This window comes from Duganella guangzhouensis (assembly GCF_009674535.1).
In the GTDB taxonomy this organism is placed as follows: Bacteria; Pseudomonadota; Gammaproteobacteria; order Burkholderiales; family Burkholderiaceae_D; genus Rugamonas; species Rugamonas guangzhouensis.
The window spans coordinates 187,851-212,841 of sequence record NZ_WKJK01000010.1 but is presented as its reverse complement, the minus strand read 5'-3'; the positions used below and the strand labels follow the sequence as shown (position 1 = coordinate 212,841).

Genomic DNA, 24,991 nt, shown 5'->3' with positions numbered 1-24,991 from the left:
GATTTTTCCTGACCTGAGCGGATGAGTAAATGGGTTCTTCGCCAGAGGCGACGCGCCGCATTGTGGGCTCGGCGGATGCGCACTGTTCCGGTAATTAGCCGCTATCTCACGGATAGCGGCTATTGGACTTATTTTACGTCCAGCAGTTCAACGTCGAAGATCAGATTCGAGTTAGGCGGGATCGGACCTGCACCATTGGCACCGTAGCCCATGGCCGCAGGCACGATCAGCGTGCGCTTGCCGCCGACCTTCATGCCTTGCACGCCTTCGTCCCAACCCGGAATAACCTGGCCCGCGCCCAGCGAGAAGCTGAACGGCTCGCGGCCGATCGAGGAGTCGAACTTCTCACCATGCTGCTGCTCAGCACCTGGCACATACAGCCAGCCGGTGTAGTTGACGACAGCGGTGCTGCCTTTCACCGCTTCCTTGCCGGTGCCGACCACGGTATCAATCTTTTGCAGCGCAATTGCCTCGGCACTCGCACTGGCGCTGCCAGGTTGCTGCTGTGGCTGTTGCTGCGGCGTGCGGTCACAGCCGGTCAGAGCCAACGCGAGTGTCACGCCAAAAGCGCAGGAGGAAAGCAGTTGTTTCATGTTCTCTTTCATGTTGTGGTGATTAATCTGTGTGACGGGAGCCAACTCTTGGCCGAGATGATACGCGACAAATTGCTGATCCATAGGGTTTGACGATTCAACAAAAATCACGCTGGGGTCTTGCTGAAATTGTCGTTCTCTGGCATGTTGCTGTTTTGAAAACATCAATGTTGCGACCACTTCTGAGTGCATCGTTGGCTCCAATCTAAAAACTAAGGAGGGTGTCTTTGACACCGCTGAATCAACACGATAGAACTTTATGCTGAATACGCGAGCTTTTTTAATGGGAGCATCCATAGACATCGCTGGCACGGGGTTTGCGAACACCCTAGTCACGCTACCTTGGATCTACCTGCTACTTGCCGATGGTGTGCCGCGTGAGAGCGTGTACCCGTCTTTGTTCACCTCGCCGGCTTATCTGACCGTGTCGCTTGTGATCGGTTTGTACTTTAGTTTTCTGGGCGGTCGCGTTGCTGCTTCCCTTGCAAATGAACGTGGAGCCATACACGGCGTGGCGTCCACGATCCCATGCGTTTTGTTGGGAGTCCTGGATTTCTTAAGTCCGTTTCCGCTGCCTATACCCGGTTGGATAGCTTGGGGAGGTAAAGCAGCTTCGGTACTGTGTGGGTATCTCGGAGGCCGAAATGCCAAAGTCTAACGATCGACTCCCGTGGTTACTGGCCAGAGCTGCTAAACAGGAGCAATGGCAGTGACAGTACATTCACTAACGATGCGCTACGTGCTACGCGCCGCAGCTGCCGGAAAACTTGAGGATGGTTGGCTTTATCTGCCGAATCACGAGAATCCAGGACTGGACACAGCTTGTTTAATGATCGTCTCTGACGCGGATGAGGACATGCAGTTGATCGCTAGTGAACGTGGTTTTTCCGTCGAAGGCTTGGATACCCCGACGATTGAAGGTACTGTCCACGCGGCACTGCAATTTCAAGACTCCCCATCGGATGAACTCTTGTTGGAGTCCTTTGTTTATTATTGGCGTTTCGACGCATGGTTGCCCATGCCTGGGGCACCTGAACCGCCACCGTTGGAAGAAGCGAAGCTTGAGTGGGATCGTGAATTCTTTGATTCATTGGCTGCGGAACGACCGGAAGAGCTGTGCCGTACCGAGGGATGCCAGCGCGGCGCGATACATCACAGCGTTCTCTGTCGAGTGCATCACTTTGAAATGATTAGGAAAGAACCATGTCCATTTCTGGAGTAGTCGCTTTGCGTTTCGTGCCGATTAGTATGAAAGGTAGGAGGCAAGAGGATGGAGCTTGCTGATCATATTTTTTCGAAGAGAGTACTTTCGGCGGAGCCTGAGTGGATCGCCGAGATATTGGCGCGTCTGGTCTGGCTGACGGATGACAATGGACACGAGATAACGAATTCATTACGGCGCTGGCTTAACGAAGAAGATTCCGCGAAAGTTCAAATCGCATTGCTCTTTCGAGAGCTCTGGCTATGGGACACCTGTACTGAAATGGATTCCGTTCTTGATTCGGTTGAAGCGCGCTTTCCTGCCTTCTCCGGACAATGTGCGTCTCTGCGCTTAGACTGGAAGAAGCAATTCCCTCACCGTTGAACTTATTGACCAACTATGTACACAACCTCGTTCTCTTCATCCCCAGGCCACGCCAATAACGTCGGGCTTGATGCGCCGATCAGTTTGAAACGCTGGGCGTTATGAGCAACTACGCGTGGGTCTGTTTTGACTGCCGGATGGCGTTCAGACGGCACGGCCGATCTGAAAAGGTCTTATGCGCGTGCTGTGGAAAGGCGTGTGAATGCCTTGGCTATAAAACCCCTATCCCGCCGAAGTCAAAGGTGAAGGTATGGGAGCACCTTCGAGTGGACTTTTATACCTGTCGAAGAAGCTTCTTGCTTAAGCGGGCACAAATGAAGGTTCGTCAGATTCATGACTTGGAGCAGAGAATAGCTGGCTTGAAAGCGATGGACGAAAACTCTGGGCGCAATGCAGCAATCATGCTTCTTGAAAGGCAATTGAATGGCAAAAGTGCCTGACATGATTTGGCTCGATGATTTCGTAATGCGGCTAGACGGTGTACAAATTCAATTGAAGGTGGTTGAGTGAGCACACATGCGCCTGACGGGACGTCAGGATTTGTACATCGCACCGAAAGCCCCTTACTTATCTCCTTGATGGTCTAGAAGATGAAAATGAACATTCGGTACTATCTCTTTGCTTCAGCACTTTTTGTACAAAGTCTGCCGGCGTATGGCACGGAACGTTTTGCCACCGTCGACTACCTTGGCGTGCGGATCCCGCTGGCCCGGGCTTATCATGATTTTGATGAGTACAAGGACGACCCGCACAACCTTCCACAGCAGTCCATCCGGCGCGTTGAATCAATAATGCGCTCGGCTCCCTTCGCCAGCGACTTCGCGGATACCGATGCGCTATCACACGAGCTTGAGCGTATCCAGTTCCCTGGATACGCAACATTCTATGCAAACCAGCTTGGCGCGAAACTGGACCCTTCATTGGAACTAGTGTACGTCGAAATCCCTGGTGGCAAATTGAACCGTTATTTTGCAATTGAGCGGGTGAGTGGCGGGGGCCTGCGTGTGATTGCGGATTTTGTTGCGCCAGCTGTTCCAGAAATCACACGTGTTCATCGAAAGAACGGTGCGCTCTCGTTCGAGTCGTCGCAAGGGAAAGTAATTTCCACTCAGTTTGGGAAAACGCGCTAACAATATTTCGAGCTACCTTTTATGACTCTTGATGACCTTACTGTAAATTTCGCGCATCTTAAGCGCGAGACGCTTCTCGAAGATTGGGCGTGGCTTGTCGGCCCGAGAAAGTTGCCGATCCTGTTGACCGCCTCGGGTGACGCCTTCATACAAGACACGGACTCAGGAGCGATTGAGATTCTGGACGTTGCCTCGGGAACGACGGCGCCGGTGGCTGAATCGCTAGCTGAACTTCAGTCGCTGCTTGCTGATCGTGATTTTGTTGGCGACTATTTTGCTGTTCAGCTGGTCGGTGACTTGCGCCTTAATGGATTGATTCTCAAACCTGGTCAAATCTATAGCTTTATCAAGCCGCCACTTCTGGGTGGCGAGTTCGTGCTCGAAAATGTTGATGTTGCGGACATTGAGGTTCACTTCTCATTGAGTGGGCAGATAGCTCGCCAGGTTCTTGGCTTACCGGCAGGAGGAACCATGTGTGGAGTCAAGGAAGCCGAAACGGCCAAAGCGAAACCTCGCTGGAAGTTCTGGCAATAGCTAACGTTAGGAGTTTATGGCTAGTAGACGCGAACTCAAGAGCATTGCATCGGGACTGCTTGACTCCTTCATCAGCCGTAACAACGACGTTGGTGGCTATTGGGGAATTGGAAAGCTATGTCTGCATGCCCAAGATAATGCAACCAGCACTGTGAAACTGGACCTGCTTTCCCAAATGGTATTTCCTGAATCGGCAGAATTTTCTAAACTGATGGAGGGATATGATTTGCTCTTGCAAAGGCATCTTGCTGCTCGAAATATCCCCAATTCTTGGGTTGCATCGACAATAATCGAACTCGAATTCAGTCCGAGTGAGGAACCTGAAAAACAGATCCCGGTCATCACTTGGGGAAGTTTATTCAAGCTCTCGGTAGCAATTTGGGACGATAGAGGAAAGAAGTATGCAGTCTCGGCCTACAGCTATTGTGCGCCACATGATTCAAAGAAGGAGCATCGCAGTGTCGGCCAACGTTTCTAAGCATTGAGGTTGTAAAAGTTTATGTCAATAGAGAATCCGAGCAATCCCACTATCACCAACTCGACTGAGGTACTGTCAGATGCATCCGGGCTTAATCGGCGTTGGCTCGGTGTATCGCTATTTTGGCGCATCTTCCTACTCCAGATATTGGTAGCTATTCCGGTGGTGCGTTTGATGCCTATAGGGGATGAGTTCATCCGACTCAAGCCTTCCGCGATGTATTTTGCGATGGTGTTCGTTTTAGTTTTTTCTGCGCTTGTCGCGAAGCCCTGCGCGTTATTTTTTCTCTGGGGTGCCCGCCTTGGATTGACTATCACGTCTTGGCGATGGATCAACTGGCTGTTGGTGGGGTATTACGTTGCCATGGCAGTTGGTAACATCATTCTGGTTTTCACGACGTCTATAGAGGCTTGGATTCAGATTAAGTCTTGTGTGCCGATCGCTTCGTTGATTGCTGTGTGTTTGCTTGCTCCGAGCTTCATGCGAAGAACCGGCAGCATTGCCAGCGCCGCTGGGAATTAATTGGAGAGACTTCAGTGAGATTAAGTAATAGCTTTAGCGGGGCGCTCAGGACTTTTGCGTACTTCATGTCCAGTGGTTCGCACTACATGCTCAAGGGCGTTGACTACTTGAGCCTGTATGGTAGTGATCCGAGTGCCATTGAGCAGGCGTACGCTATTTTCGCGAACGTCCTGGAATTTGACGAATATGGCCAGGTGTTGAATGCTACACATGCTCAACGGCGGGCCACGGACTACGTGAGGTCATATTGTGATTCGTCTTTTCGAGTCGAACCACCATTTGAGGAGTGGGAGGTGGCATTGCATGAACCACCTCCATTGAAAGATGTAATCTGAGCTTGTTTCTATGCCGTCTTGCGGTAGTTGTCGACCATCTTGTAGCGCAGCGCGTACAGCGCGAAGATGGCGGCGACGATTGCGGCGAAGGCGGCGAAGAAGAACATCTGGAACGCGATCGGGCTCAGGCCGCTGTTGGCGATCCATCCGCTCACCACATCATTCTTCACGCCCGCATTCACGATCAGCACCCACAGGTTGCCGACCGTGACGGCCAGATACCAGAAGCTGAGGATGATGCCTTTCATCGAGGCTGGCGCCTGGCTGTAGGCGAACTCCAGGCCGGTCGCGGACACCAGCACTTCACCCAGCGTCAGCAGTGCGTACGGCAGCAACTGCCACATGATTGATACTTGGTCGCCGCCATCCATCCACAGCTGGATCATGCCGATCACTACCCAGGCCGACGAGGACAGCGCGATGCCCAAGCCCATGCGGCGCAGCGGCGTCGGGGTGATGCCGACCATCCGCATCAGCGGGAACAGGGCGATGTTGTTGAACGGGATCAGCAGCATCACCAGAATCGGATTGGCGGCCTGCATCTGCGCCGGCAGCAGTTGGAACTCCCAGCCGAACAGCGACATCATCGGGCTGGTCATGGTGTTGGCCTGCACGATCCAGGTCGAGGCTTTTTGATCGAACAGCGACCAGAACGGCGTCACCATGGCAAACACGATCAGCACGCGCAGCACCGAGCGCACGCCTTCAACCGCTTGGTCGGTATGCAGTCCGCGCGCGCGTTCCAGTTGCATGGAGACGCCGATGCCACCAAACGCCAGCAGCAATACCAGCGCGGTACAGGCGGCAATCACGAAGCCCCACGATGGCGTCATGCACAGCGAAAGCAGTGCGCCCACCGCGCCGGCGCCGGCCACCATCAGGCCCGGTCGCGATTGGCCTGGTGCGCGTGCCAGCAGGGCGGTGCGGGCGACGCTGCTGAAGGCATCCGGATTGGGCGCGGCCGGCGGCACGTGCACGTATTTGCCGCGACCCAGCCAGAACACCAGCGTGGCAATCGCCATCAGGATGCCGGGAATGCCGAACGCCACCGCCGGGCCGTAATCGCGCAGGAACAGCGGCATCAGCAGCGAGGCGAAGAAGGAGCCGAAGTTGATGATCCAGTAGAAGGCGTCAAACACCAGCTTGGCGCGGTTTTTGTTGGTCTGGTCGAACTGGTCGCCGACAAACGCCACCACCAGCGGCTTGATGCCGCCCGAGCCAAACGCGATCAGCGCCAGGCCGAGGTAGAAGCCTTCGAGGTTGTGTTCGAAGATGGCGAGGCAGGCGTGACCGGCCACGTAGATCAGGCTGAACCAGAACACGGTCTTGTACTTGCCCCAGAAGCGGTCGGCGATCCAGCCGCCCAGCAACGGGAAGAAGTAGACGCCGATCACAAAGGTGTGGAACACGTGCTTGGCTTCGGCGGTGCGGTCGCCAATCGGGATGAATAGCAGCAGGGTACTGAGTAGGAAGGGCGTCAGGATGTTGCGCATGCCGTAAAAGCTGAAACGTTCGCAGCCTTCGTTGGCGATGATGTAGGGGATTTGTCGCGGCATCGGGCCGTTGCCGGACGTGCTCAGTGGTTCATTCACTCTGTCTACTCCTGTGGTCATGTGTAGTTTGACTACGTTTTTTAACTCGGGAATTTTGATGAAAATTCCTAAGTATTTGTTTTTAATGAGATATCTGTAATAACCCATACATTGAAAAAACTGTTTTCGTGATGTATATTATCTACAAAACATATACGCCCAGACAGCCAACCCCGGATTTTCTTATGACTAAGCAACTTACTCAAGTTTCCCCGCACTCCCCAGACTGGTATCGCGAGGCGATCATCTATCAGGTTTACCCGCGCAGCTATATGGACAGCAATGGTGACGGGGTGGGCGATCTTCCGGGCATTACGGCAAAGCTGGACTATATCGCATCGCTGGGCGTGGACATTCTGTGGATTTCGCCGTTCTTCAAATCGCCGATGAAGGACTTTGGCTACGACATTTCCGATTACTGCGACGTCGATCCGCTGTTCGGCACGCTGGCCGACTTCGACACGCTGATCGCCAAGGCGCATGGCCTGGGCGTGAAGATCATGATCGATCAGGTGATGGCGCACACGGCGGAAGATCACGCGTGGTTCAAGGAGAGCCGCTCCAGCCGTGACAATCCGAAAGCCGACTGGTACGTCTGGGCCAATCCCAAGGCCGATGGCAATCCGCCGAATAACTGGATGTCGGTGTTTGGCGGCTCGGCCTGGCAGTGGGACTCGCGTCGCCGCCAGTACTACATGCATAACTTCCTCACCAGCCAGCCGCAGCTGAACTTCCACAACCCGGACGTGCAGCAGGCGCATCTGGATGCGCTGCGCTTCTGGCTGGAGCGCGGTGTCGACGGCATTCGTCTGGATGCCTGCAACTACCACTTCCACGATCTGCAGCTGCGCGACAATCCGCCGGCCACCAACCGCGATTCGATCACGGTCACCGACGTCAACCCGTATGGCATGCAGGCGCACGACTACGACAAGACCCGTCCGGAAAACGTGGCCTTCCTGAAGAAGCTGCGCGCGCTGCTGGATGAATACCAGGCGGTGTCGATCGGTGAAGTCGGTTCCGACGATTCGCTGGCCACCATGGCCGAGTACACCGAGGGTGGCGACAAGCTGCACATGGCGTACAGCTTCAACTTGCTGGTCAACCATCTGTCGTCGCACTACATCCGTCAGCAGGTGGAGCAGTTCGAGGCGCGCGTCAAGGGCGGCTGGGCTTCGTGGTCGGTCGGCAATCACGATGTGCCGCGCGTGGCATCGCGTTGGGGCGGTCCGAGCGCGCCGCAGGCGTTTGCCAAGCTGGCGCTGGCGATGCAGTTGTCGCTGAAGGGCACGCCTTGCCTGTATCAAGGCGACGAGCTGGCGTTTGCCGAAGCCGACGTGCCATTCGAGCTGCTGCAAGATCCGTACGGCATCACCTTCTGGCCGGAGTTCAAAGGCCGCGATGGCTGCCGCACGCCGATCGCCTGGACCCAGGACGCCAACGGTGGCTTCACCACCGGCAAGCCATGGCTGCCGCTGTCGCCGGATCATCTGGCCAAGGCCGCTTCGGTGCAGGAACGGGACAAGGAATCGTCGCTGGCCTTCACGCGTGCCTTCACCGCCTGGCGTCGCAAGCATCCGCAGCTGCTGCGCGGCGAGATCAGTTTCTTCGACACGCAGGACAGCGTGCTGGCGCTGCGCCGCGATCTGGCCGGCGAGCGCAGCATTCTGGCCGTGTTCAATCTGAGCGGCGAGGCGGTGATGGTGGATCTGCCGCAGAGTGCCGGCGCCGAGCCACTGACTGGTCACGGCCTGCCGGGCAGTGCGGCCGGCGGCAAGGTGCAGTTGCCGGCATATGGCGCCTGGTTCGGCTACGCCGCGTAAAAAGCGGGTTGGAAAGGAAATGATATGTATCGTTTCCTTCTTACCATCACGTATTTCAGGTATGCTTCCGCCAACTGTTTGGACTGAACGACGATGAAACAAGCTGAAGTGGATCAAAAACTGAATCGTACCGCCTTTGCCGACGGCCCGCGCCTGCTGGCCGACATCGGCGCCACCCATGCCCGCTTCGCACTGCAGACCGCTCCCGGCGAGTTCCGCGCCGTGCGGGTGCTCAAGTGCGACGATTTCCCCGACATCGTGGCGATGCTGCGTTCCTACCTGGCCGATCACGCCGGCGTCAACCTGAACCACGCCGCGCTGGCGGTGGCTAACCCGGTCAGCGGCGACTATGTGCGCATGACCAACCGCGCGTGGGAATTTTCCACCGACGAGGTGCGCCGCGCGCTGGGCCTGCACACGCTGCTGGTGGTGAATGACTTTACCGCATTGGCGATGTCGCTGCCGGGCCTGAAGCCGGCCGATCTGATGCAAGTGGGCGGCGGCAAGCCAGCCACCAATTCGGTGATCGGCGTGCTGGGGCCGGGCACCGGTCTCGGCGTGTCGGGCGTGATTCCGACCGTCGATGGTTTCGTCACGCTGGGTTCGGAAGGTGGTCACACCAACTTCGCGCCGGCCGACGAGCGTGAATACGCGATTCTGCAATATGCCTGGCAGACCTGGTCGCACGTGTCGACCGAACGTCTGATTTCCGGCCCGGGCATGGAAATCATCTACCGCGCCATCGCCAAGCGCAATGGCCGCCAGGTGCGCGATCTGACTTCACAGGAAATCATCGCCGGCGCGTTGACCGATAAAGATCCGCTGTGTCTGGAAGTGCTGGAATGCTTCTGCGCCATGCTGGGTGGCGCTACCGCCAACCTGGCGGTGACGCTGGGTGCGTTTGGTGGCATGTTCATCGGCGGCGGCATCGTGCCGCGTCTGGGCGAGTGGTTCGCGTCGTCGCCGTTCCGCGCGCGCTTTGAAGCCAAGGGCCGTTTCACCAGTTATCTGGCCGAGATTCCTACCTATGTGATTACCACGCCGAATCCGGCGTTTTACGGTGTGGCGACGATTTTGTCCGAACACTTGCGCGGCCGCAGCGGCGCCAACACGCTGATGGAGCGCGTGCAGCATCTGCAGCACGAGCTGACTCCTGCCGAGCAGCGCGTGGCGCAGCTGGTGCTGGAGCAGCCGCGTTTGGTGCTGAACGAGCCGATTGCCGATATCGCCCGTCTGGCCGAAGTCAGCCAGCCGACCGTGATCCGCTTCTGCCGTTCGCTGGGCTTCCTTGGTCTGGCCGATTTCAAGCTGAAGTTCGCCAGCAGCCTGACCGGCGCGATTCCGGTGCGGCACAGCCAGGTGCGCGTCAGCGACAGCACGCACGATCTGAGCGCCAAGGTGATCGACAATACGGTGTCGGCGATTCTGAAATTCCGCGACCAGTTGGACGTGCGTTCGCTGGACAAGGCGATTGCGCTGGTGGCCAAGGCCAAGCGCGTTGAGTTTTACGCCATGGGCAATTCGCGCGTGGTGGCGCTGGATGGCCAGCACAAGTTCTTCCGCTTCCGCATTCCAACCTCGGCCTATGGCGATTCGCACCTGCTGACGCTGGCCGCCGAGCTGCTGAAACCGGGCGATGTGGTGATTGCCATCTCCAACTCCGGCAAGCTGCCGGATCTGCTGGCGGCGGTCGATGCGGCGCGCGCGGCGGGGGCGGATGTTATTGCCATCACCTCCAGCAATTCGCCGCTGGCCAAGAAGGCCAGCGTTTGCCTGGCGGTCGATCATACGGAGGACAGCACCACTTTCCTGTCGATGATTTCGCGCATCTTGCAGCTGTTGCTGATCGATATCTTGTCGGTTGGCATTTCGCTGGACGCGCAGAATTCGCGCCTGGTGGTCGAGCACAAGTCGAGCAACGGCGATGACAACCGCCGTCTGCTGATTTCTCACCTGGACGGCTAAAGTTTTTGGCAATATTGGCGATACCGTGCTCATACTTCCACAAGGAGCACGGTCATGGCTATTTCCACGATCAGCGCGCTGAACAGCGCATATACAGCCAGTAACGCCGCCAGCAGTGCCGCCACCAGCGGCCAGGCGAATGCTTCCGAATCGGCTGCGTCGTCGCCGTCCACCATTGTTACGCTGAGCGACGGCACCACCAGTACGGTGGTCGAGGCTGATCCAAGCAGCTTGCAGGCGACGCCGTTGGCGCAGCTGTGGTCGCCGCAGATGTTCGTCCAGGGCGATCAGAACCAGGATACCCAGATCGACGAAGAGGAATTCGGCCAGCAACTGGCGCGCGTCGGCGTCAGCGAAGACGATGCAAAAAAACTGTTTCAGACGTTTGATGCCTCCGGCGACGGCAAGGTGTCGCCGGAAGAGTTCATCCAGGGCATCAGGGACAGCCTGGGCAGCGGCAGCGATCTGTTCAAGAACCTGCTGAATTCCTATATTGATGACGCCAGCGGCAAGCTGGACGTGGCCGCTTTCAGCGCCTTCATGCAGAAAGGCCAGGCGTTGGCCGAGCAGTACGTCAAGCAGACCGGAGCGGCGCGTTCCTAAGTTGCCTGGCGCTGGAGGACGTAGTGCTGCACGGCGTGCAGCATGAACACCGCCAGTTGCGGATCGACCTTGTCGAAATTGGCCTTGAAGCGCGCGTCTTCCGAATAGATGCGCGCCAGTCCTTCCAGCTGTTCCAGCTGCGGCACCCAGAAATATTCGATGTGATCGCGCCAGCGCTGCACCAGCGCCTGCACTGTCGGACTGTCCGCGCCCTGCGGGATGGCGGCGGCGATGGCCGCATAGATCTGGTTGCCTTCGTCCATGATGGCTTGCTGCTTGTCCTTGCCGTAGCCCTGCCATTGCTGGTTCGAGGCGCGCACGGTGTCGCGGTCATACAGGCGTTCGGCTTCCGCCGCGTAAGCTTTTTCCTGCGACTGGCTCAGACCTTCGAAGATTTTTGCGCTGTTCATTTTCTGCTGTCCTTTCAAATGCCGAATGGTGTGATCCACCGTGGAGATCAGGCCGCGCAGACGCTCGGCCTGTTTGCTCAATGCTTCCCGGTGGCTGAGCAGTGCCGTCATCACGTCGAAATCATCGCGCCCCATCAGCTCGCGGATGTCCGCCAACGGCACGTCCAGCTCGCGGTAGAACAGGATTTGCTGCAGCCGCAACTGAGCCGCCTCGTCATACATGCGGTAGCCGTTGGCGGCCACGCGGCTAGGCTTGAGCAGGCCGATCTCGTCGTAATAGTGCAGGGTGCGGGTGGTGATGCCCGTCAACCGGGATAGTTGTTTAACAGTGAGCATGACGGCATGGTGAAGTATCACGTGGCGTGAAGGTCAAGCACCAACATACAAAAAGTCCTTGATTTCGACAAGAAGGGTGTTAAGATATATCGTAATACGTTATATCTTAAGGAGTAAGACATGTTTGGATTCAAATCCCATCACGGCCGTCATCACGGCCCACACGGTCCGCACGGCCATCATCCTCATCATGGCGGTCCCGGTGGCCATGGTGGCCATCAGGGCGGCCCACGCGGTCGCGGCCCGAAAATGTTCGATGCCGGCGCCATGCGCTACGTGGTATTGCAACTGATCGCTGAAAAGCCGCGTCACGGCTACGAAATCATCAAGGAGCTGGAGCAGCGCTCCGGCGGCGCTTACACGCCGAGCCCGGGCGCCATCTATCCGCTGCTGGCGTTGCTGCTGGACATGGGCCACGTTTCGGCCTCGGCCGACGGCAACAAGAAGCTGCACACCATCACGCCGGAAGGCGAGGCTTTCCTGGCCGAGAACCGCCAGCTGGTGGACGCGATTCAGGCCCGCCTGGCCGAGCCGGACGAGCAGCGCGAAGGCTTGCGCGCCGTCATGCATGAGGTGAAGCAGGCCGCGATCGAGCAGGCACGCGCCAGCAACCACAACCCGGAACGTCTGGAACAGATCCGCGCCATTCTGCGCAAGGCTGCCGCCGACATCGCCGCCTTATGAGCACAGCTTTACCATTGACCCCGGCGCGCGAGCGCCTGGTGCTGTGGCTGCTGGCGCTGACCCAGTTCACCGTCATCATGGATTTCATGGTGATGATGCCGCTGGCGCCGCAGCTGATGCAGGCATTCCACATCGAACCGGCCGCCGTGTCGGGCGCGGTGTCGGCCTATGCCTGGTGCGCCGGCCTGTCCGGGCTGGCCGCCGCCATGTATATCGACCGTTTCGACCGCAAGAAGCTGTTGCTGGTGGTGTTTGCGCTGTTTACGTTGTCCAATCTGGCGTGCGCTGCCGCGCCCAATTTCCACGTGCTGGTGCTGTCGCGCGCGTTTGCCGGCCTGAGTGGCGGCATCCTGGGCGCCATCGTCATGGCCATTATTGGCGACCTGATCCCGGCCAATCGCCGTGGTGCCGCCACCGGTGTGGTGATGACTTCGTTCAGCCTGGCCTCGGTGGCCGGCGTGCCGACCGGCGTGATGCTGGCCGCGCATTACGGCTGGGCCTCGCCGTTCTATATTCTCGTGCTGTGCTCGCTGCCTATCCTGCTGTTGGCGGCGCGCGCCTTGCCGGTGATGGATGGCCATGTCGCCAACCGGCCGCCGCTGTCGGCGGTGGTGCCGAATCTGCTGGCGCTGTACCGCGAGCCGCGCCATCTGAAAGCGTTTTTGCTGTCGGTGGTGAATATGATGACCGGCATGATGGTGATTCCGTTCATCTCGCCCGTGTTGGTCAGCAATGTCGGCTTGCAGCCGGCCGAGATCACCTATGTCTATCTGGCCGGCGGTGCCGCCACTTTCTTCACCGCGCGCGCCATCGGCAACTGGTCGGACCGGGTGGGGGCGCACAAGGTGTATCGCGTGGTCTCGCTGCTGTTCATCCTGCCGGTGCTGTTCATCACCCACATCCCGGCGCTGCCGTTGATCGGTGTGGTGCTGTTCTTCCCGTTCTTCATGGTGCTGGCGTCGGGCCGCAACATCCCGCTGCAGGCGCTGATGACCACGGTGCCGGACCCTGCCCGGCGCGGCGCCTTCCTCAGCGCCAATGCGGCGATCCAGCAGGTAGGCACCGGTCTCGGCGCGCTGCTGGGCGGGCTGACCTTGCATACGGAAGCGTCCGGCCACATCGCCGGCTACGGTCTGAATGGCTGGATCGCCGCCGCCATGGTGTTGCTGACGGTGTCGTGGATAGGGCAGGTGGGCGGCACCAGGACGGCGCCGCCGGCACAGGCGCAGGCGGCCTAGTTAGTTGTCAATGCTGGTGCGCTTGGCCGGGTGCTTCTCGCGCCGCCAGCGCGCCAGGCTGATGACTTCATCGTTCTGGGCGTCTTCCACCAGGATTTCGTCGTCGCTGGAAGAGACCAGGAAGCTTTCCCAGCGCTGTGCCGATTCGGCGCTGTTTTCCACAAAGCTGAACTGCCAGTAGCTCTTGCCGTTCAGCTTGCGCTGGGTCGGATCGTATTCGAGCAGGCCGCCATGGGCCTTGCCGCCGGAATTCTTGTCAATCACCGCCGACCAGGCTTGCAGTTCCGGCAGCGCCATCAGCGCGGCCGCGCCCTGCTCCTTGCTGCGGATCGGTTTCGGTTCGCCCGGCGGCGCCGGATCCTTGAATTCGGGTTCGCGCCGCGGCACGGCGGCCGAGGCCGGCTTGTTGGCGCTGGCGGCGCCACGCGCGCTGGCCGATGCTGCCGTGGTGGGAACCTTGACGACCACCTGCGACTCGGCAGGAGTGGAGCTGGCGAAATAGGCGGCCAACCCCAGCGCAACCGCGGTCGTCGCGATGCCAGCAACGACCAGTTTGCGGGAGGACTGCTTGCTTAATTCCATGGGGGACTGATGAGACGTATAGATTGTTGGCCATACTAAACCAAAGGCACAGCAGGGGCAACTTTTGCCCCTTTTTTACGCGCTTTTCGTTGTCCTTTTAGTAGTTTTTGATGGTGTCCCTATATTATTTTGGTATTAGTCCGGCGAGATAATTCATTGGCTGTTGACGGACCTTTTTCGTACCATCGTTGCAGCATCAGTAAAGGATAGCCTAGTGAACAAGAATATTGTGGGGATAGATTGGGGCACCAGCAATCGGCGCGCCTATCTGATAGATCAAAACGGCGCCTGCCTGGCCGAACATGAAGACGGCCAGGGCATGCTGGCGGTGGGCGGACGCGAGCATTTCGGCGCCTCGCTGGCCGGCCTGCTGGCGGCGATGCAGCTGCCGGCCGACAGCCCGGTCATCATGTCCGGCATGGTCGGCAGCGCCTCCGGCTGGCAGGAAGTCGATTATCTCGACGCCGGCGTGCCACTGACCCAGTTGCCGCAGCACCTGGCGGCGGTCAGCGATCCGGCCTGGGCCGGCCGCGCGCACATCGTTCCCGGTTACGTCTACCGCAACGGCGATTCGGCCGACGTCATGCGCGGCGAGGAAACCCAGCTGCTGGGCGCGATCGCCCAGGGCCACCGCGATGGCTGGATCGTATTGCCCGGCACCCACAGCAAGTGGGTGCTGCTGAAAGACGGCGTGATCCAGTCGTTTGCCACGTATATGACCGGCGAGCTGTACGCCATGCTGTCCAAGGGCGGCACGCTGTCGGCCATGCTGACCGGCGACGCCAGCGACGCAGAAGGCTTTGCCACCGGCCTGAACCAGGCGGCACGCAACGAGCCGCTGTCCAATTCGCTGTTCCGCGTGCGCGCCGGTGTGGTGTCGCGCTCGGCACCGGCACAGCAGGCCGCCGCCACCATCAGCGGCTTGCTGATCGGCGCTGAATTTGCCGCCGCGCGCGACGCCGGCCAGGGCATCAGCGTGATCGGCTCGCCGGCGCTGGCCGCGCGCTATGCCAGCGCGGCCGCGCATTTCGGCTTGAAGTGCGCGGTACTCGACCCACATCAGGTGTATTGCAGCGCCATTTCCCAATTCATCAAGGCTTAATCATGACCACTTTGTCCCATCCCAATCCGCCGCTGGTCGCCATTCTGCGCGGCCTGAACCCTGCCGAGGCGGTCGACGTCGCCAAAGTCCTGTACAACGCCGGCTTCCGCGCGCTGGAAGTGCCGCTGAACCGTCCGGGCGCGATTGAAGCGATCGCCGCCATTGTTCAGCTGAATCTGCCGGATACGCTGGTCGGCGGCGGCACCATGCTGACCGTGGCCCACGTGGAAGCGGTGCACGCGGCCGGTGGCCGTCTGTTCGTGTCGCCCAACTGCGTGCCGGCGGTGATCCGCCGCGCGGTCGAGCTGGGCATGTATTGCGCCCCTGGCGTGGCCACCCCGAGCGAAGCGTTTGCCGCGCTGGACGCCGGCGCCCACGCGCTGAAAATCTTCCCGGCCGAATCGGTGGGCCATGGCGGCGTCAAGGCGCTGAAGAGCGTGCTGCCGGCCGGCACCCCGGTGCTGCCGGTGGGTGGCGTCTCGCCCGACACCATGGCGGCCTGGGTCAAGGCCGGCGCCACCGGCTTCGGCATCGGCGGCAATCTGTACACGCCGGGCGTGACGCTGGATCAGCTGAAGGAACGCGCCGAAAGCTTCGTCGCGACCTGGCGCGCTTTGGCCGTATGATGGCGGCTTTCTAATAACGGGGACGGAAACAGATGAGCAAGCATGACGTGCAGTGCCTGTGGGAAGCGGGCGCGCAACTGGGCGAGGGCCCGCTGTGGGTGGCGGAGCAGAGCCGCCTGTACTTTGTCGACTTGAAGAACCAGACGCTGCACGCGGTGCAGGTCGACAGCGGCGAGCGCCGTAGCTGGGCCATGCCGGACTTCATCTGCTGGCTGATCGCGCGCCGCGACGGCGACGGCTTCATGGCCGGCCTGCGCGATGGCATCGCCCGCGTTTGGCTGGAGCCGGAATTGCGCATCGAATACCTGCACCGTCCATTCCCCGAGGATAGCGGCCTGCGCCTGAACGATGCCAAGGTCGACAGTGCCGGCAGGATCTGGGCCGGTTCCATGCACAACACCGATTACGCCCAGGCCGTGGGCAAGCTGTTCCGTCTGGAGACCGACCTGTCGCTGCACGTGGCCGATGAGGGCTACCACATCTGCAACGGCCCGACCTTCAGCCTGGACGGCGCCACCATCTACCACACCGACAGCTACGAAGGCCGCACCTACACCTATCCGCTGGCCGCCGACGGTTCGCTGGGCGAAGCGCGCCTGTGGCGCCAGTTCGGCGAAGGCGAAGGTTCGCCGGACGGCATGACGGTCGACAGCGAAGGCTGCGTCTGGATCGCGCAATGGGGCGGCAGCCGCGTCTGCCGCTATTCGCCGGACGGCGAGCTGCTCGACACCATCCCGCTGCCGGTACGCAATCCAGCCTCGTGCACGCTGGGCGGCGCCGATCTGAAAACCCTGTACATCACCACCGCGCGTGAAGACAACACGCCCGAGCAGCTGGCCGCGCATCCGCTGACCGGCGCCGTGTTTGCCGTGCGGGTCGACGTCGCTGGCGTGCCTGCCGGCCGCTTCGGCTAATACCGCATCTCTGCCGCGCCGGCGTTCTGCCGGTGCGGCGATTTCTCCCCACTTGCAACAGGCTGCACGCTGCGGCGGGGATGTGTTCGTCCTTTAAAAACTATATCAAGACTGGAGACTGTATGAAACTGAAAGGCTTGCTGTTAGCAGCATGCGGACTGGCGTTTGCCTTGTCCGCGCGGAGTGCCACCTTTGCCAATGGCGCGGATGTCAGCTGGGTTAGCCAGCAAGAGTCCAGCGGCTATTCGTTCTACAACAGCAGCGGGGTCAAGACCGATCCGTTCGTGCTGTTGAAAAACCTGCAGATCAACGCCATCCGGCTGCGGGTGTGGGTCAACCCGAGCGGTGGCTGGAACGATGGCGCCGACGTGCTGTACAAGGCCAAGCGTGCCGCCGCCCAGGGCCAGCGCATTCTGATCGACTTCCACTACAGCGACAGCTGGGCCGATCCGGGCCAGCAGACCAAGCCGACCGCCTGGGCCAGCCACACGCTGACGCAGCTGAACACCGATGTCTATAACCACACCTACGGCATCCTCAACTACCTGAAAACCAATGGCATCACGGTCGAGTGGGTTCAGGTCGGCAACGAGATCAATAGCGGCATGCTGTGGCCGGAGGGGAAGACCACCAGCTTTAGCAATCTGGCCGGCTTGATCAACAACGGCTACAGCGCGGTCAAGGCGGTGTATCCGAACGCCAGTGTGATCCTGCATCTGGCCAATGGCTATGACAACGCGGTGTTCCGCTGGTTCTTTGAAGGCGTCAAGGAGGCCGGTGCTAAGTGGGATGTGATCGGCATGTCTCACTATCCGCCAGCGACCGACTGGGCCAACTACAACAGCAAAATCTCCACCAATATGTGGGACATGGTGTCGCGCTACAGCAAGCCGGTGATGGTGACCGAAGTCGGCATGGACTGGACCCAGGCTGCCACTTCGAAAGCCATGTTGACCGATCTGCTGACCAAGACCAAGGCGCTGGGATCGAACGGCCTGGGCGTGTTCTACTGGGAGCCACAAGCCTATCCGGGCTGGCAGGGCTACACCATGGGCGCGACCGACGCCAGCGGCAAGTTCACGGTGGCACTGGACCCGTTCTAAGCGGCTTGCGGGATTCAGCGGATCCGGCGAGAATGCGGTCATGCTGAATTCCGCTCCTAAATATCTTCATCTTTCCCCCGCCAGCGAGCTGCCCTCGCTGGAGGGCTTGCGCCAGTTTAAGGCGGTTGTTGTCGTTGAGGCCGATGTGCTGGAGACGATGATGTGGGATGTCAGCCGCTGGCTGGTCGATTCCGGTTGTCTGTATGCGCTGGTGTGGGGCAAGGATAGCGAGCAGTGGCGCGAGGCGATCGAGGATGCCAGTCTGGAGGCGGCCGATTATGAGGATCTGCCGGCCGAGCGTCAGGTGCAAGTCACCTCGCACGAGGATGATGATCTGGACGAAGTGTTCTGGTTCGCGCAGCACCGCGCCGCCCACGCGGCCGATCTCAAACAGACGTTGATCTTGCACCTGGCCGACGTCCCACGCCGCGATGAGCTGGAAGCCCAATTCCGCGACGCCTGATCCCGCTTTTCTGCACTTCATCGCAAATCTCCGCTCCCCTTTATGGCACTACGCTACAGTAGGCGCAATCGCCATGCTGAAGGGGAGCTCATGTTCATTCGTCATTTCATACTGAAAGCCGCCGTGCTGTGGCTGGCGCTGGATGGCGCCGTTTGCGCGGCCGCTTTGCCGCCGGAGGATGCGGCGCGCGTCGACGCTGTTGTTGCCGCGACCTTGCAGGCCAGGCAGGCGCCCGGCGCGGTGCTGGCCATCGTGCGCGATGGCGAGGTGGTGTACCGCAAGGCATATGGCGCGGTCAGCACGGCCTCGCTGTTCGAGATCGGTTCGCTGACCAAGCAGATGGCTGCCGCCGCCGTGCTGCAGCTGGCGGCGCAAGGCAAGCTGGCGCTGGATGATCGCGTCGGCAAGTATGTGCCTGAGTATCCGGCGGCGGTCGGTGTGACGATACGTCAGCTGCTACAGCAAACCAGCGGCTTGCCCGATTTCGCCGGTACGCCGGAGTTTGCCGCCAACGGCACCACGCGGCCGACTGATTTTGAAGGCATCGTCGCCAGCGTGCGCGCGTTGCCGATGGAGTTCGCGCCGGGCGAGCGCTGGAAGTACAGCAACACCAACTATGCGCTGCTGGGCCACATCATTGAGCGCGTGTCGGGCGAGGATTTCGATAGCTATCTGTCGGCGCATATTCTGCGGCCGGCCGGCATGCGCACCGTCAGCACGCTGGGCAAGGCGACGGCGGCCGATGGCAAGGCGCTGGGCTACTCCAGCGATGGCAACAGCCTGCAGCCGGCCGCTATGTTCCAGAACAGCTGGATTGGTGCGGCAGGCAATCTGGTCGCCAGCGTGGATGATCTGATCGCGTGGAATCGTGCCTTGGCCAGCAGCGCCTGGCTGCCGGCGATGCGCACGCGCGCGGTGTTGAACGATGGCGACACGGCGGGCTATGGCTACGGCCTGTTCCTCGATCATCAGGCCGGACGGGATCGGGTGTGGCATGGCGGTGGCACGCTGGGCTTTTCCACCAGCAGCATGCTGTATCCCGATGAGAAGCTGTGGATCATCGCGCTGGTCAACGATGGCGATGTCAACGCGTCCGCCATGACGGCCTTTATTTACGACGCGCTGCACGGCATACGCCACGAAGCGGCGGCCGGGGAGGTACCTGCCGTTAACGAACAGCTGCGCGCGCTGCTGAAGCGTGCCAAGCAGGGCGAGCTATCCAAAAAGCTGCAAGCGCAGCTGGACGTGTATGGCCGTCCGGAAGACCTGCTGTACGCCGGCCGCGATGGCGATGCCTACCGCTATCGCGCCCGCTTCGGCGCACAGTGGCTACAACTGCGCCTGCTGCCGCCCACCGGCCAGCAGGCCGTCGCGCTGACCGCCACGCCGGAATGAGCGCGCTCGCTTGACCTGCCTCAGCCAGTCCGGCGCCATCGCATGCTACATCTGTTGGCATCCGCGATGGAGCCGTGACTCCGTCTCACCCAGCTCCAGCCCGCGCGATATTTACTGGGCGCTGAAGAAAGATGTCGATGCCGGGGATCTGCACTCCACGAAAATTCGAAGTCTTCGCCGGGGCATCCAATGGGGCGCAGATATGAAGCGCAGCGCGGGTATTATCACCAGAGCTGGTTCTTTGATGCGGTTGAACTTTAAGTTGGAGGTCAGCCATGAATATCCTTTCCTATGTAGAGCACGTGCCTCAGGAAATTGCCAACGCTGCGCTTTTCTACTGCTATCGCGCGTTCAATGCCATCGCCTGGCCCAAGGAGATGCGGCCAGATTTCTTTTTTGACGCGCCATCCTGCATTCCCAGCGCCGAGGTGCAGGCGTTGACGATGGCGATACTGTCAGGCATAGAGGAACAGGAGCGGCGTCCGCTCGATGAGATCGACAAGCAAACGCTGGCTGTCTATGAACGCGAGATCGGCGACGTCGGTGATCTGCTGATGGCACGTCTGCCGGACATCGACGTTGCGCGCGGCGAGCAAATCCTGCGCGAGATGGGTCTCGCCTCGCTCACGCCACAGGCTGTCCCTGCGGCGCCAGCTCCTGCTGCACCTTCCACGACAAAGGCAAAGTCAGCAGCAGGATAGACGCCAGCGTCACCAACGCCACCGGCACGCCCATCGCATCCCCCAGCCGACCAAACAGCACCGGCGACAACGCCCCGGCGCCGATAGTGCCAGTGTAGAACCACGCAAACGCCTGCTCATGCCGTCCCGGCGCCGCCAGCTCCGGCACCACGCCATACAGCACCGATGACGTCCCATTCAACGCCAGCCCCAGCAAGGGCAACATCAGCATCACACCGTTCAAGGGCAGCAGCACCGCCAGCACAACGCACAGAGAGGTCAGCGACTCGGTCACCCACACCGTCTTCATCATCCCCACCCGCGCGCCCAGATAGCCGCAGAACAGCTTGCCAAACGCGCCGCCGACAAACAGCAGCGACAAGGCCAGGCCGATGCCGGCCGTGCCGGCACCCTTGCTCTTCAGCAGAAACGGCAGAAAAGTCAGAAAGCCCATGCGCACCGCGCTGTCCAGCGTGCCGGTCGCCAGCAGCGCGCGCAGGCCGCCGGTCGAGCCGTTGCCGTGCGCCAGCCGGGGCGATGACGCGTTCGTGGTTTTGGCGGGCGCGGCCGGAATCAGCCACCACAGCGCCGCCGCCGCCGCCAGCCCCAGCAGGCCGATCAGGGTGACACTGGTCTGCCAGCTGACCACCACCAGCAGCAAACCCACCGCGCCGGGAATCAGCGTCTTGCCGATATCGCCGGCAAAGTTGTACTGCGCCAGCGCTTGCTTGACGCCACCGCCGGCCGCGTGGCTGTCGGTCACCAGCGACGACGCCAGCGGATGCTGGGTGCTGGCGCCCAGCCCGCCCAGCATCAGCGCGATCAGCAGCGCCGCCAGACCGCCAGCCTGACCGGCGATCAGATACGCCGCACCGGCCAGCGCCGTGCCGCCGACCAGCAGACGCTTGCGGCCGAAGCGGCGCGCCAGCCGGCTGGCCAGTAACTGGAAGCTGGCCATCACGCCGGAATAGCCGGCGCGCAGCACGCCAATCATCGCGTAGCTGATGGCAAACTGGGTCTGCCAGATCGGCAGCAGAACGTAGATCAGATCGGAAAGACCATCGTGCACCGCGTGGGCGCTGCAGGCGGCGATGAGGGAGCGGCGGCGGGCTGGAGTAGACATCCAGCGAGTGTAGCAAAGAAAAAGGCCCGCGTCGCCGTAGCGCCTGCGGGCCTTTCTGTAGCTGGCTAAGTTAGCCGGCCGGCTGAATTACATCATGCCGTCCATGCCGCCCATGCCACCCATACCGCCCATGCCACCCATACCGCCGGCTGGCTTGTCTTCGGTAACTTCAGCGATCATGCAGTCGGTGGTCAGCATCAGGCCAGCGATCGAAGCTGCGTTTTGCAGTGCCGAACGGGTGACTTTAGCTGGGTCCAGCACGCCCATTTCAACCATGTCGCCGTAGGTGCCGTTCGATGCGTTGTAGCCGAAGTTGCCTTCGCCTGCCAGCACCGCGTTCACCACCACCGACGATTCTTCGCCAGCGTTTTGCACGATCATGCGCAGTGGCTCTTCCATGGCGCGCAGAACGATCTTGATACCTGCGTCTTGGTCAGCGTTGTCGCCTTTCAGCGATTTGATCTGAGCGCGAGCGCGCAGCAGGGCGACGCCGCCGCCTGGCACGATGCCTTCTTCCACAGCAGCGCGGGTAGCGTGCAGTGCATCTTCAACACGTGCTTTTTTCTCTTTCATTTCAACTTCGGTAGCTGCACCGACTTTGATCACGGCAACGCCGCCGGCCAGCTTGGCCACGCGCTCTTGCAGTTTTTCGCGGTCGTAGTCCGAGGTCGCTTCTTCGATTTGCACGCGGATTTGTTTAACGCGGGCTTCGATCGCAGCGGCTTGGCCAGCACCGTCGATAACGATGGTGTTTTCTTTGCCGACTTCGATACGCTTGGCTTGGCCCAGTTCTTCCAGGGTCACTTTTTCCAGGGTCAGGCCGACTTCTTCCGCCACCACTTGACCGCCGGTCAGGATCGCGATGTCTTCCAGCATGGCTTTACGACGATCGCCGAAGCCAGGAGCTTTCACAGCAACGGTTTTCAGGATGCCGCGGATGTTGTTGACCACCAGGGTCGCCAGTGCTTCGCCTTCGATGTCTTCAGCGATGATCAGCAGAGGACGGCCCGATTTAGCGATCTGTTCCAGGATAGGCAACAGGTCACGGATGTTCGAGATTTTCTTGTCGCACAGCAGAACGAATGGGTTGTCCAGAGCGGCAACTTGTTTGTCCTGGTTGTTGATGAAGTATGGCGACAGGTAGCCGCGGTCGAACTGCATACCTTCAACGATGTCCAGCTCGTCGTTCAGCGATTTGCCGTCTTCCACGGTGATCACGCCTTCCTTGCCGACTTTTTCCATCGCTTCAGCGATACGCTCGCCGATCGAGTGGTCCGAGTTAGCCGAGATCGAACCAACTTGGGCGATTTCTTTGGTGGTGGTGCATGGACGGGCGATCACAGCGATCTGCTCGACGGTGGCGGCAACCGCTTTGTCGATACCGCGTTTCAGGTCCATTGGGTTCATGCCGGCGGCAACGAACTTCATGCCTTCGCGCACCAGGGCTTGTGCCAGCACGGTTGCGGTGGTGGTACCGTCACCGGCGTTGTCGGAGGTTTTGGAAGCAACTTCCTTCACCATCTGCGCGCCCATGTTTTGCAGCTTGTCTTTCAGTTCGACTTCTTTAGCGACCGACACGCCGTCCTTGGTGACGGTAGGGGCGCCGAACGAACGTTCCAGCACAACGTTACGGCCTTTCGGGCCCAGGGTGACTTTAACCGCGTTAGCCAGAATGTTAACGCCTTCAACCATTTTAGCGCGCGCTGCGTCGCCGAAGATTACTTCTTTAGCTGCCATGTTCTTACTCCTTGAGGGTATTAAGTGGGATCAGTTGGTCAAGAATTACTTGACGATGATCGCCATGATGTCTTCTTCGCGCATGACCATCAGTTCCTGGCCGTCGACTTTAACGGTTTGGCCGGCGTATTTGCCGAACAGGACGCGGTCGCCTACTTTGACATCCAGAGGACGTACTTTGCCGTCATCCAGGATCTTGCCATTGCCAACAGCCAGCACTTCGCCTTGATCTGGCTTCTCAGCAGCAGCATCAGGGATGATCAGGCCGGACGCAGTTTTGGTTTCCTGGTCGAGGCGTTTGACGATAACGCGATCGTTCAAAGGGCGAAGGTTCATACAAAACTCCTTAATTATTAACAATGGTACAGTTGGTTGTCATTTCAATCAGATTGCCATGACGGAAAGTTGGTAGAGAAGGTTGTTAGCACTCCTCGGTAACGAGTGCCAATTATAGGGACGACCTTGGGGCATTTCAAGGCGCGCAAGCTTGCTAATCGTCAAAAAGGGGACAAAATAGCGCAAAGCGCGCTTGAGCAGTTACCATATCTTCAATATGCACCAACAATTTCCCGCCCCCGAAGCGCTGCGCGACACCATCGCCTGCTTCTGGCACACCCGTCCCGACAGCACTGAATTCGAAGTGATACCGGACGGCTATGCAGAGATTATTTTCTATTTCGGCGGCCAGTGTGGTATTTTTGCCAATGGTGCTGTGCAGCAATTGCCATCCCCCTTCCTGATGGGATTGCTGGACCAGCCGGTACGCGTGTCAGCGGCGAGCCAGCTGGACATCCTGGGCGTGCGCTGCTTCCCGTGGACCGTCTTCGACCTGCTCGGCCTGGCGCCGGCAAAAGGACCGCATGCCTTCGAACATCCGATAACGCGGCTACACACTGCGTTGGCGGTGACGATGGCCTCTGGCGGCGGCGTGGCCGCAGCCGTGACGCAGCTACAGCAATACTTCCTGCAAACGCGCGGCGGCATGCCCGTGGACAACACCATCCTCAAAGCCGGCGCCGCGATGCTATCAGCGCACGGCGTCTTGCCGGTCAGCGCCGTAGCAGCGGCCGCGCACGCCAGCGTACGCACACTGGAGCGCAAGTTCAAGCGCTCATCAGGGCACACCGTCAAGGACGTGGCCGGCCTGATGCGCTTCGAACAAGCGCGCAACCAGCTATGGCGCGATCCCGACACCAACCTGGCCGACCTGGCGCAAGCGCTGGGCTACACCGACCAATCGCACCTGAACCGCGAATTCAAGCGCTACAGCGGCACCACCCCCGCCGCCTTCAAATCCGGGGTCAGGTCCATCATTTCTACACGGCCTCTGCCGTAGCGTCCCGCTACGGCAGAGGCCGTGTAGAAATGATGGACCTGACCCCGGAGTTTGTCGCGTTTGTACAAGCCGGCGGATGGTGGGGCTGGGTAGACTCGGCGG

General features: G+C 59.9%; 27 protein-coding genes. 20 read left to right on the top strand and 7 right to left on the bottom strand.

What is annotated here, in order from left to right; translation table 11 throughout:
* Positions 1 to 128: 128 nt before the first annotated feature.
* Positions 129 to 593, bottom strand: a complete 465-nt coding sequence (locus tag GJ699_RS20000) for an FKBP-type peptidyl-prolyl cis-trans isomerase (RefSeq protein ID WP_154379633.1) — start codon at positions 591 to 593, stop codon at positions 129 to 131.
* A gap of 703 nt (positions 594 to 1,296) precedes the next feature.
* Between GJ699_RS20000 and GJ699_RS19995 the strand changes: the two genes are divergently transcribed.
* From GJ699_RS19995 to GJ699_RS35430, 7 genes are all read left to right on the top strand, one after another.
* Positions 1,297 to 1,815 carry a DUF7716 domain-containing protein gene (locus GJ699_RS19995; RefSeq protein ID WP_229262193.1) on the top strand — a complete coding sequence of 173 codons (519 nt, stop codon included), beginning with the start codon at positions 1,297 to 1,299 and terminating at the stop codon, positions 1,813 to 1,815.
* 48 nt (positions 1,816 to 1,863) lie between these two features.
* On the top strand, positions 1,864 to 2,178 hold the full coding sequence (locus GJ699_RS19990; RefSeq protein ID WP_154379506.1) for a hypothetical protein: 315 nt from the start codon (positions 1,864 to 1,866) through the stop codon (positions 2,176 to 2,178).
* A gap of 596 nt (positions 2,179 to 2,774) precedes the next feature.
* The gene (locus GJ699_RS19985; RefSeq protein ID WP_154379504.1) at positions 2,775 to 3,308 is read left to right on the top strand and encodes a hypothetical protein; all 534 of its coding nucleotides are present in this window, start codon (positions 2,775 to 2,777) and stop codon (positions 3,306 to 3,308) included.
* A gap of 21 nt (positions 3,309 to 3,329) precedes the next feature.
* Entirely contained in the window at positions 3,330 to 3,842 is a 513-nt protein-coding gene (locus GJ699_RS19980; RefSeq protein WP_154379502.1) for a T6SS immunity protein Tdi1 domain-containing protein, read from the top strand.
* Between the two features lie 16 nt (positions 3,843 to 3,858).
* Complete coding sequence (locus GJ699_RS19975) at positions 3,859 to 4,320, top strand: hypothetical protein (RefSeq protein ID WP_154379500.1); 462 nt, start codon at positions 3,859 to 3,861, stop codon at positions 4,318 to 4,320.
* 21 nt (positions 4,321 to 4,341) lie between these two features.
* Positions 4,342 to 4,842, top strand: coding sequence for a septation protein IspZ (locus GJ699_RS19970; protein ID WP_154379498.1), 501 nt, complete (start codon positions 4,342 to 4,344; stop codon positions 4,840 to 4,842).
* Positions 4,779 to 5,177 carry a DUF7677 family protein gene (locus GJ699_RS35430; RefSeq protein WP_443093239.1) on the top strand — a complete coding sequence of 133 codons (399 nt, stop codon included), beginning with the start codon at positions 4,779 to 4,781 and terminating at the stop codon, positions 5,175 to 5,177. The genes GJ699_RS19970 and GJ699_RS35430 overlap by 64 nt, the downstream gene beginning before the upstream one ends.
* An 8-nt stretch (positions 5,178 to 5,185) precedes the next feature.
* On the opposite strand, the gene GJ699_RS19960 is transcribed toward GJ699_RS35430, so the two are convergent.
* Positions 5,186 to 6,733: a POT-type proton-dependent oligopeptide transporter gene (locus tag GJ699_RS19960; RefSeq protein WP_154379629.1), complete on the bottom strand. Its 1,548-nt coding sequence runs from the start codon at positions 6,731 to 6,733 to the stop codon at positions 5,186 to 5,188.
* Between the two features lie 221 nt (positions 6,734 to 6,954).
* On the opposite strand from GJ699_RS19960, the gene GJ699_RS19955 reads away from it, so the two are divergent.
* The 3 genes from GJ699_RS19955 to GJ699_RS19945 all read left to right on the top strand — a co-directional run bounded on the left by GJ699_RS19955 (position 6,955) and on the right by GJ699_RS19945 (position 11,160).
* The gene (locus tag GJ699_RS19955) at positions 6,955 to 8,592 is read left to right on the top strand and encodes an alpha-glucosidase (protein WP_154379494.1); all 1,638 of its coding nucleotides are present in this window, start codon (positions 6,955 to 6,957) and stop codon (positions 8,590 to 8,592) included.
* 93 nt (positions 8,593 to 8,685) lie between these two features.
* The gene (locus GJ699_RS19950) at positions 8,686 to 10,557 is read left to right on the top strand and encodes a glucokinase (protein ID WP_154379492.1); all 1,872 of its coding nucleotides are present in this window, start codon (positions 8,686 to 8,688) and stop codon (positions 10,555 to 10,557) included.
* 54 nt (positions 10,558 to 10,611) lie between these two features.
* Complete coding sequence (locus GJ699_RS19945; protein ID WP_154379490.1) at positions 10,612 to 11,160, top strand: EF-hand domain-containing protein; 549 nt, start codon at positions 10,612 to 10,614, stop codon at positions 11,158 to 11,160.
* Here the strand turns inward: GJ699_RS19945 and GJ699_RS19940 are convergent.
* Entirely contained in the window at positions 11,157 to 11,906 is a 750-nt protein-coding gene (locus GJ699_RS19940) for a MerR family transcriptional regulator (RefSeq protein WP_154379488.1), read from the bottom strand. The two genes, GJ699_RS19945 and GJ699_RS19940, sit on opposite strands and share 4 nt — an antisense overlap.
* A gap of 120 nt (positions 11,907 to 12,026) precedes the next feature.
* Between GJ699_RS19940 and GJ699_RS19935 the strand changes: the two genes are divergently transcribed.
* Both GJ699_RS19935 and GJ699_RS19930 read left to right on the top strand, forming a co-directional pair.
* Complete coding sequence (locus tag GJ699_RS19935) at positions 12,027 to 12,590, top strand: PadR family transcriptional regulator (RefSeq protein ID WP_154379486.1); 564 nt, start codon at positions 12,027 to 12,029, stop codon at positions 12,588 to 12,590.
* Positions 12,587 to 13,828, top strand: coding sequence for an MFS transporter (locus GJ699_RS19930; protein WP_154379484.1), 1,242 nt, complete (start codon positions 12,587 to 12,589; stop codon positions 13,826 to 13,828). Before GJ699_RS19935 ends, GJ699_RS19930 begins: the two co-directional genes overlap by 4 nt.
* Here GJ699_RS19930 and GJ699_RS34640 read toward each other — a convergent pair whose 3' ends face one another.
* A complete protein-coding gene (locus tag GJ699_RS34640) occupies positions 13,829 to 14,410 on the bottom strand; it encodes a hypothetical protein (RefSeq protein WP_229262192.1) in 582 nt (193 codons plus the stop codon).
* Between the two features lie 214 nt (positions 14,411 to 14,624).
* Here GJ699_RS34640 and GJ699_RS19920 point away from each other — a divergent pair, with 214 nt between their 5' ends.
* From GJ699_RS19920 to GJ699_RS19890, 7 genes are all read left to right on the top strand, one after another.
* Positions 14,625 to 15,512: a 2-dehydro-3-deoxygalactonokinase gene (locus tag GJ699_RS19920; RefSeq protein WP_371867601.1), complete on the top strand. Its 888-nt coding sequence runs from the start codon at positions 14,625 to 14,627 to the stop codon at positions 15,510 to 15,512.
* A gap of 2 nt (positions 15,513 to 15,514) precedes the next feature.
* A complete protein-coding gene (locus tag GJ699_RS19915) occupies positions 15,515 to 16,138 on the top strand; it encodes a 2-dehydro-3-deoxy-6-phosphogalactonate aldolase (RefSeq protein WP_154379480.1) in 624 nt (207 codons plus the stop codon).
* A gap of 32 nt (positions 16,139 to 16,170) precedes the next feature.
* Entirely contained in the window at positions 16,171 to 17,052 is an 882-nt protein-coding gene (locus GJ699_RS19910) for an SMP-30/gluconolactonase/LRE family protein (protein WP_154379478.1), read from the top strand.
* A gap of 122 nt (positions 17,053 to 17,174) precedes the next feature.
* Entirely contained in the window at positions 17,175 to 18,155 is a 981-nt protein-coding gene (locus tag GJ699_RS19905; RefSeq protein ID WP_154379476.1) for a glycoside hydrolase family 53 protein, read from the top strand.
* A gap of 40 nt (positions 18,156 to 18,195) precedes the next feature.
* A complete protein-coding gene (locus GJ699_RS19900; RefSeq protein WP_154379474.1) occupies positions 18,196 to 18,618 on the top strand; it encodes a DUF7684 family protein in 423 nt (140 codons plus the stop codon).
* A 90-nt stretch (positions 18,619 to 18,708) separates the two neighbouring features.
* Positions 18,709 to 20,013, top strand: coding sequence for a serine hydrolase domain-containing protein (locus GJ699_RS19895; protein ID WP_195763594.1), 1,305 nt, complete (start codon positions 18,709 to 18,711; stop codon positions 20,011 to 20,013).
* A gap of 275 nt (positions 20,014 to 20,288) precedes the next feature.
* The gene (locus tag GJ699_RS19890; RefSeq protein WP_154379470.1) at positions 20,289 to 20,714 is read left to right on the top strand and encodes a hypothetical protein; all 426 of its coding nucleotides are present in this window, start codon (positions 20,289 to 20,291) and stop codon (positions 20,712 to 20,714) included.
* Here GJ699_RS19890 and GJ699_RS19885 read toward each other — a convergent pair.
* From GJ699_RS19885 to groES, 3 genes are all read right to left on the bottom strand, one after another.
* A complete protein-coding gene (locus GJ699_RS19885; protein WP_154379468.1) occupies positions 20,638 to 21,816 on the bottom strand; it encodes an MFS transporter in 1,179 nt (392 codons plus the stop codon). The genes GJ699_RS19890 and GJ699_RS19885 overlap by 77 nt on opposite strands.
* An 87-nt stretch (positions 21,817 to 21,903) precedes the next feature.
* Positions 21,904 to 23,553, bottom strand: a complete 1,650-nt coding sequence (groL, locus tag GJ699_RS19880; protein WP_154379466.1) for a chaperonin GroEL — start codon at positions 23,551 to 23,553, stop codon at positions 21,904 to 21,906.
* A 45-nt stretch (positions 23,554 to 23,598) separates the two neighbouring features.
* On the bottom strand, positions 23,599 to 23,889 hold the full coding sequence (gene groES / locus GJ699_RS19875) for a co-chaperone GroES (protein ID WP_154379464.1): 291 nt from the start codon (positions 23,887 to 23,889) through the stop codon (positions 23,599 to 23,601).
* A gap of 217 nt (positions 23,890 to 24,106) precedes the next feature.
* Between groES and GJ699_RS19870 the strand changes: the two genes are divergently transcribed.
* Complete coding sequence (locus tag GJ699_RS19870; protein ID WP_154379462.1) at positions 24,107 to 24,889, top strand: helix-turn-helix domain-containing protein; 783 nt, start codon at positions 24,107 to 24,109, stop codon at positions 24,887 to 24,889.
* Positions 24,890 to 24,991: the final 102 nt, after the last annotated feature.

Bases quoted from the DNA above. Each gene is read 5' to 3' on its own strand.
- GJ699_RS20000 (WP_154379633.1), bottom strand. From the start codon at position 593: ATGAAACAACTGCTTTCCTCCTGCGCTTTTGGCGTGACACTCGCGTTG.
- GJ699_RS19995 (WP_229262193.1), top strand. From the start codon at position 1,297: ATGGCAGTGACAGTACATTCACTAACGATGCGCTACGTGCTACGCGCC.
- GJ699_RS19990 (WP_154379506.1), top strand. From the start codon at position 1,864: ATGGAGCTTGCTGATCATATTTTTTCGAAGAGAGTACTTTCGGCGGAG.
- GJ699_RS19985 (WP_154379504.1), top strand. From the start codon at position 2,775: ATGAACATTCGGTACTATCTCTTTGCTTCAGCACTTTTTGTACAAAGT.
- GJ699_RS19980 (WP_154379502.1), top strand. From the start codon at position 3,330: ATGACTCTTGATGACCTTACTGTAAATTTCGCGCATCTTAAGCGCGAG.
- GJ699_RS19975 (WP_154379500.1), top strand. From the start codon at position 3,859: ATGGCTAGTAGACGCGAACTCAAGAGCATTGCATCGGGACTGCTTGAC.
- GJ699_RS19970 (WP_154379498.1), top strand. From the start codon at position 4,342: ATGTCAATAGAGAATCCGAGCAATCCCACTATCACCAACTCGACTGAG.
- GJ699_RS19960 (WP_154379629.1), bottom strand. From the start codon at position 6,733: ATGCCGCGACAAATCCCCTACATCATCGCCAACGAAGGCTGCGAACGT.
- GJ699_RS19955 (WP_154379494.1), top strand. From the start codon at position 6,955: ATGACTAAGCAACTTACTCAAGTTTCCCCGCACTCCCCAGACTGGTAT.
- GJ699_RS19950 (WP_154379492.1), top strand. From the start codon at position 8,686: ATGAAACAAGCTGAAGTGGATCAAAAACTGAATCGTACCGCCTTTGCC.
- GJ699_RS19945 (WP_154379490.1), top strand. From the start codon at position 10,612: ATGGCTATTTCCACGATCAGCGCGCTGAACAGCGCATATACAGCCAGT.
- GJ699_RS19940 (WP_154379488.1), bottom strand. From the start codon at position 11,906: ATGCTCACTGTTAAACAACTATCCCGGTTGACGGGCATCACCACCCGC.
- GJ699_RS19935 (WP_154379486.1), top strand. From the start codon at position 12,027: ATGTTTGGATTCAAATCCCATCACGGCCGTCATCACGGCCCACACGGT.
- GJ699_RS19930 (WP_154379484.1), top strand. From the start codon at position 12,587: ATGAGCACAGCTTTACCATTGACCCCGGCGCGCGAGCGCCTGGTGCTG.
- GJ699_RS34640 (WP_229262192.1), bottom strand. From the start codon at position 14,410: ATGGAATTAAGCAAGCAGTCCTCCCGCAAACTGGTCGTTGCTGGCATC.
- GJ699_RS19915 (WP_154379480.1), top strand. From the start codon at position 15,515: ATGACCACTTTGTCCCATCCCAATCCGCCGCTGGTCGCCATTCTGCGC.
- GJ699_RS19910 (WP_154379478.1), top strand. From the start codon at position 16,171: ATGAGCAAGCATGACGTGCAGTGCCTGTGGGAAGCGGGCGCGCAACTG.
- GJ699_RS19905 (WP_154379476.1), top strand. From the start codon at position 17,175: ATGAAACTGAAAGGCTTGCTGTTAGCAGCATGCGGACTGGCGTTTGCC.
- GJ699_RS19900 (WP_154379474.1), top strand. From the start codon at position 18,196: ATGCTGAATTCCGCTCCTAAATATCTTCATCTTTCCCCCGCCAGCGAG.
- GJ699_RS19895 (WP_195763594.1), top strand. From the start codon at position 18,709: ATGTTCATTCGTCATTTCATACTGAAAGCCGCCGTGCTGTGGCTGGCG.
- GJ699_RS19890 (WP_154379470.1), top strand. From the start codon at position 20,289: ATGAATATCCTTTCCTATGTAGAGCACGTGCCTCAGGAAATTGCCAAC.
- GJ699_RS19885 (WP_154379468.1), bottom strand. From the start codon at position 21,816: ATGTCTACTCCAGCCCGCCGCCGCTCCCTCATCGCCGCCTGCAGCGCC.
- groL (WP_154379466.1), bottom strand. From the start codon at position 23,553: ATGGCAGCTAAAGAAGTAATCTTCGGCGACGCAGCGCGCGCTAAAATG.
- groES (WP_154379464.1), bottom strand. From the start codon at position 23,889: ATGAACCTTCGCCCTTTGAACGATCGCGTTATCGTCAAACGCCTCGAC.
- GJ699_RS19870 (WP_154379462.1), top strand. From the start codon at position 24,107: ATGCACCAACAATTTCCCGCCCCCGAAGCGCTGCGCGACACCATCGCC.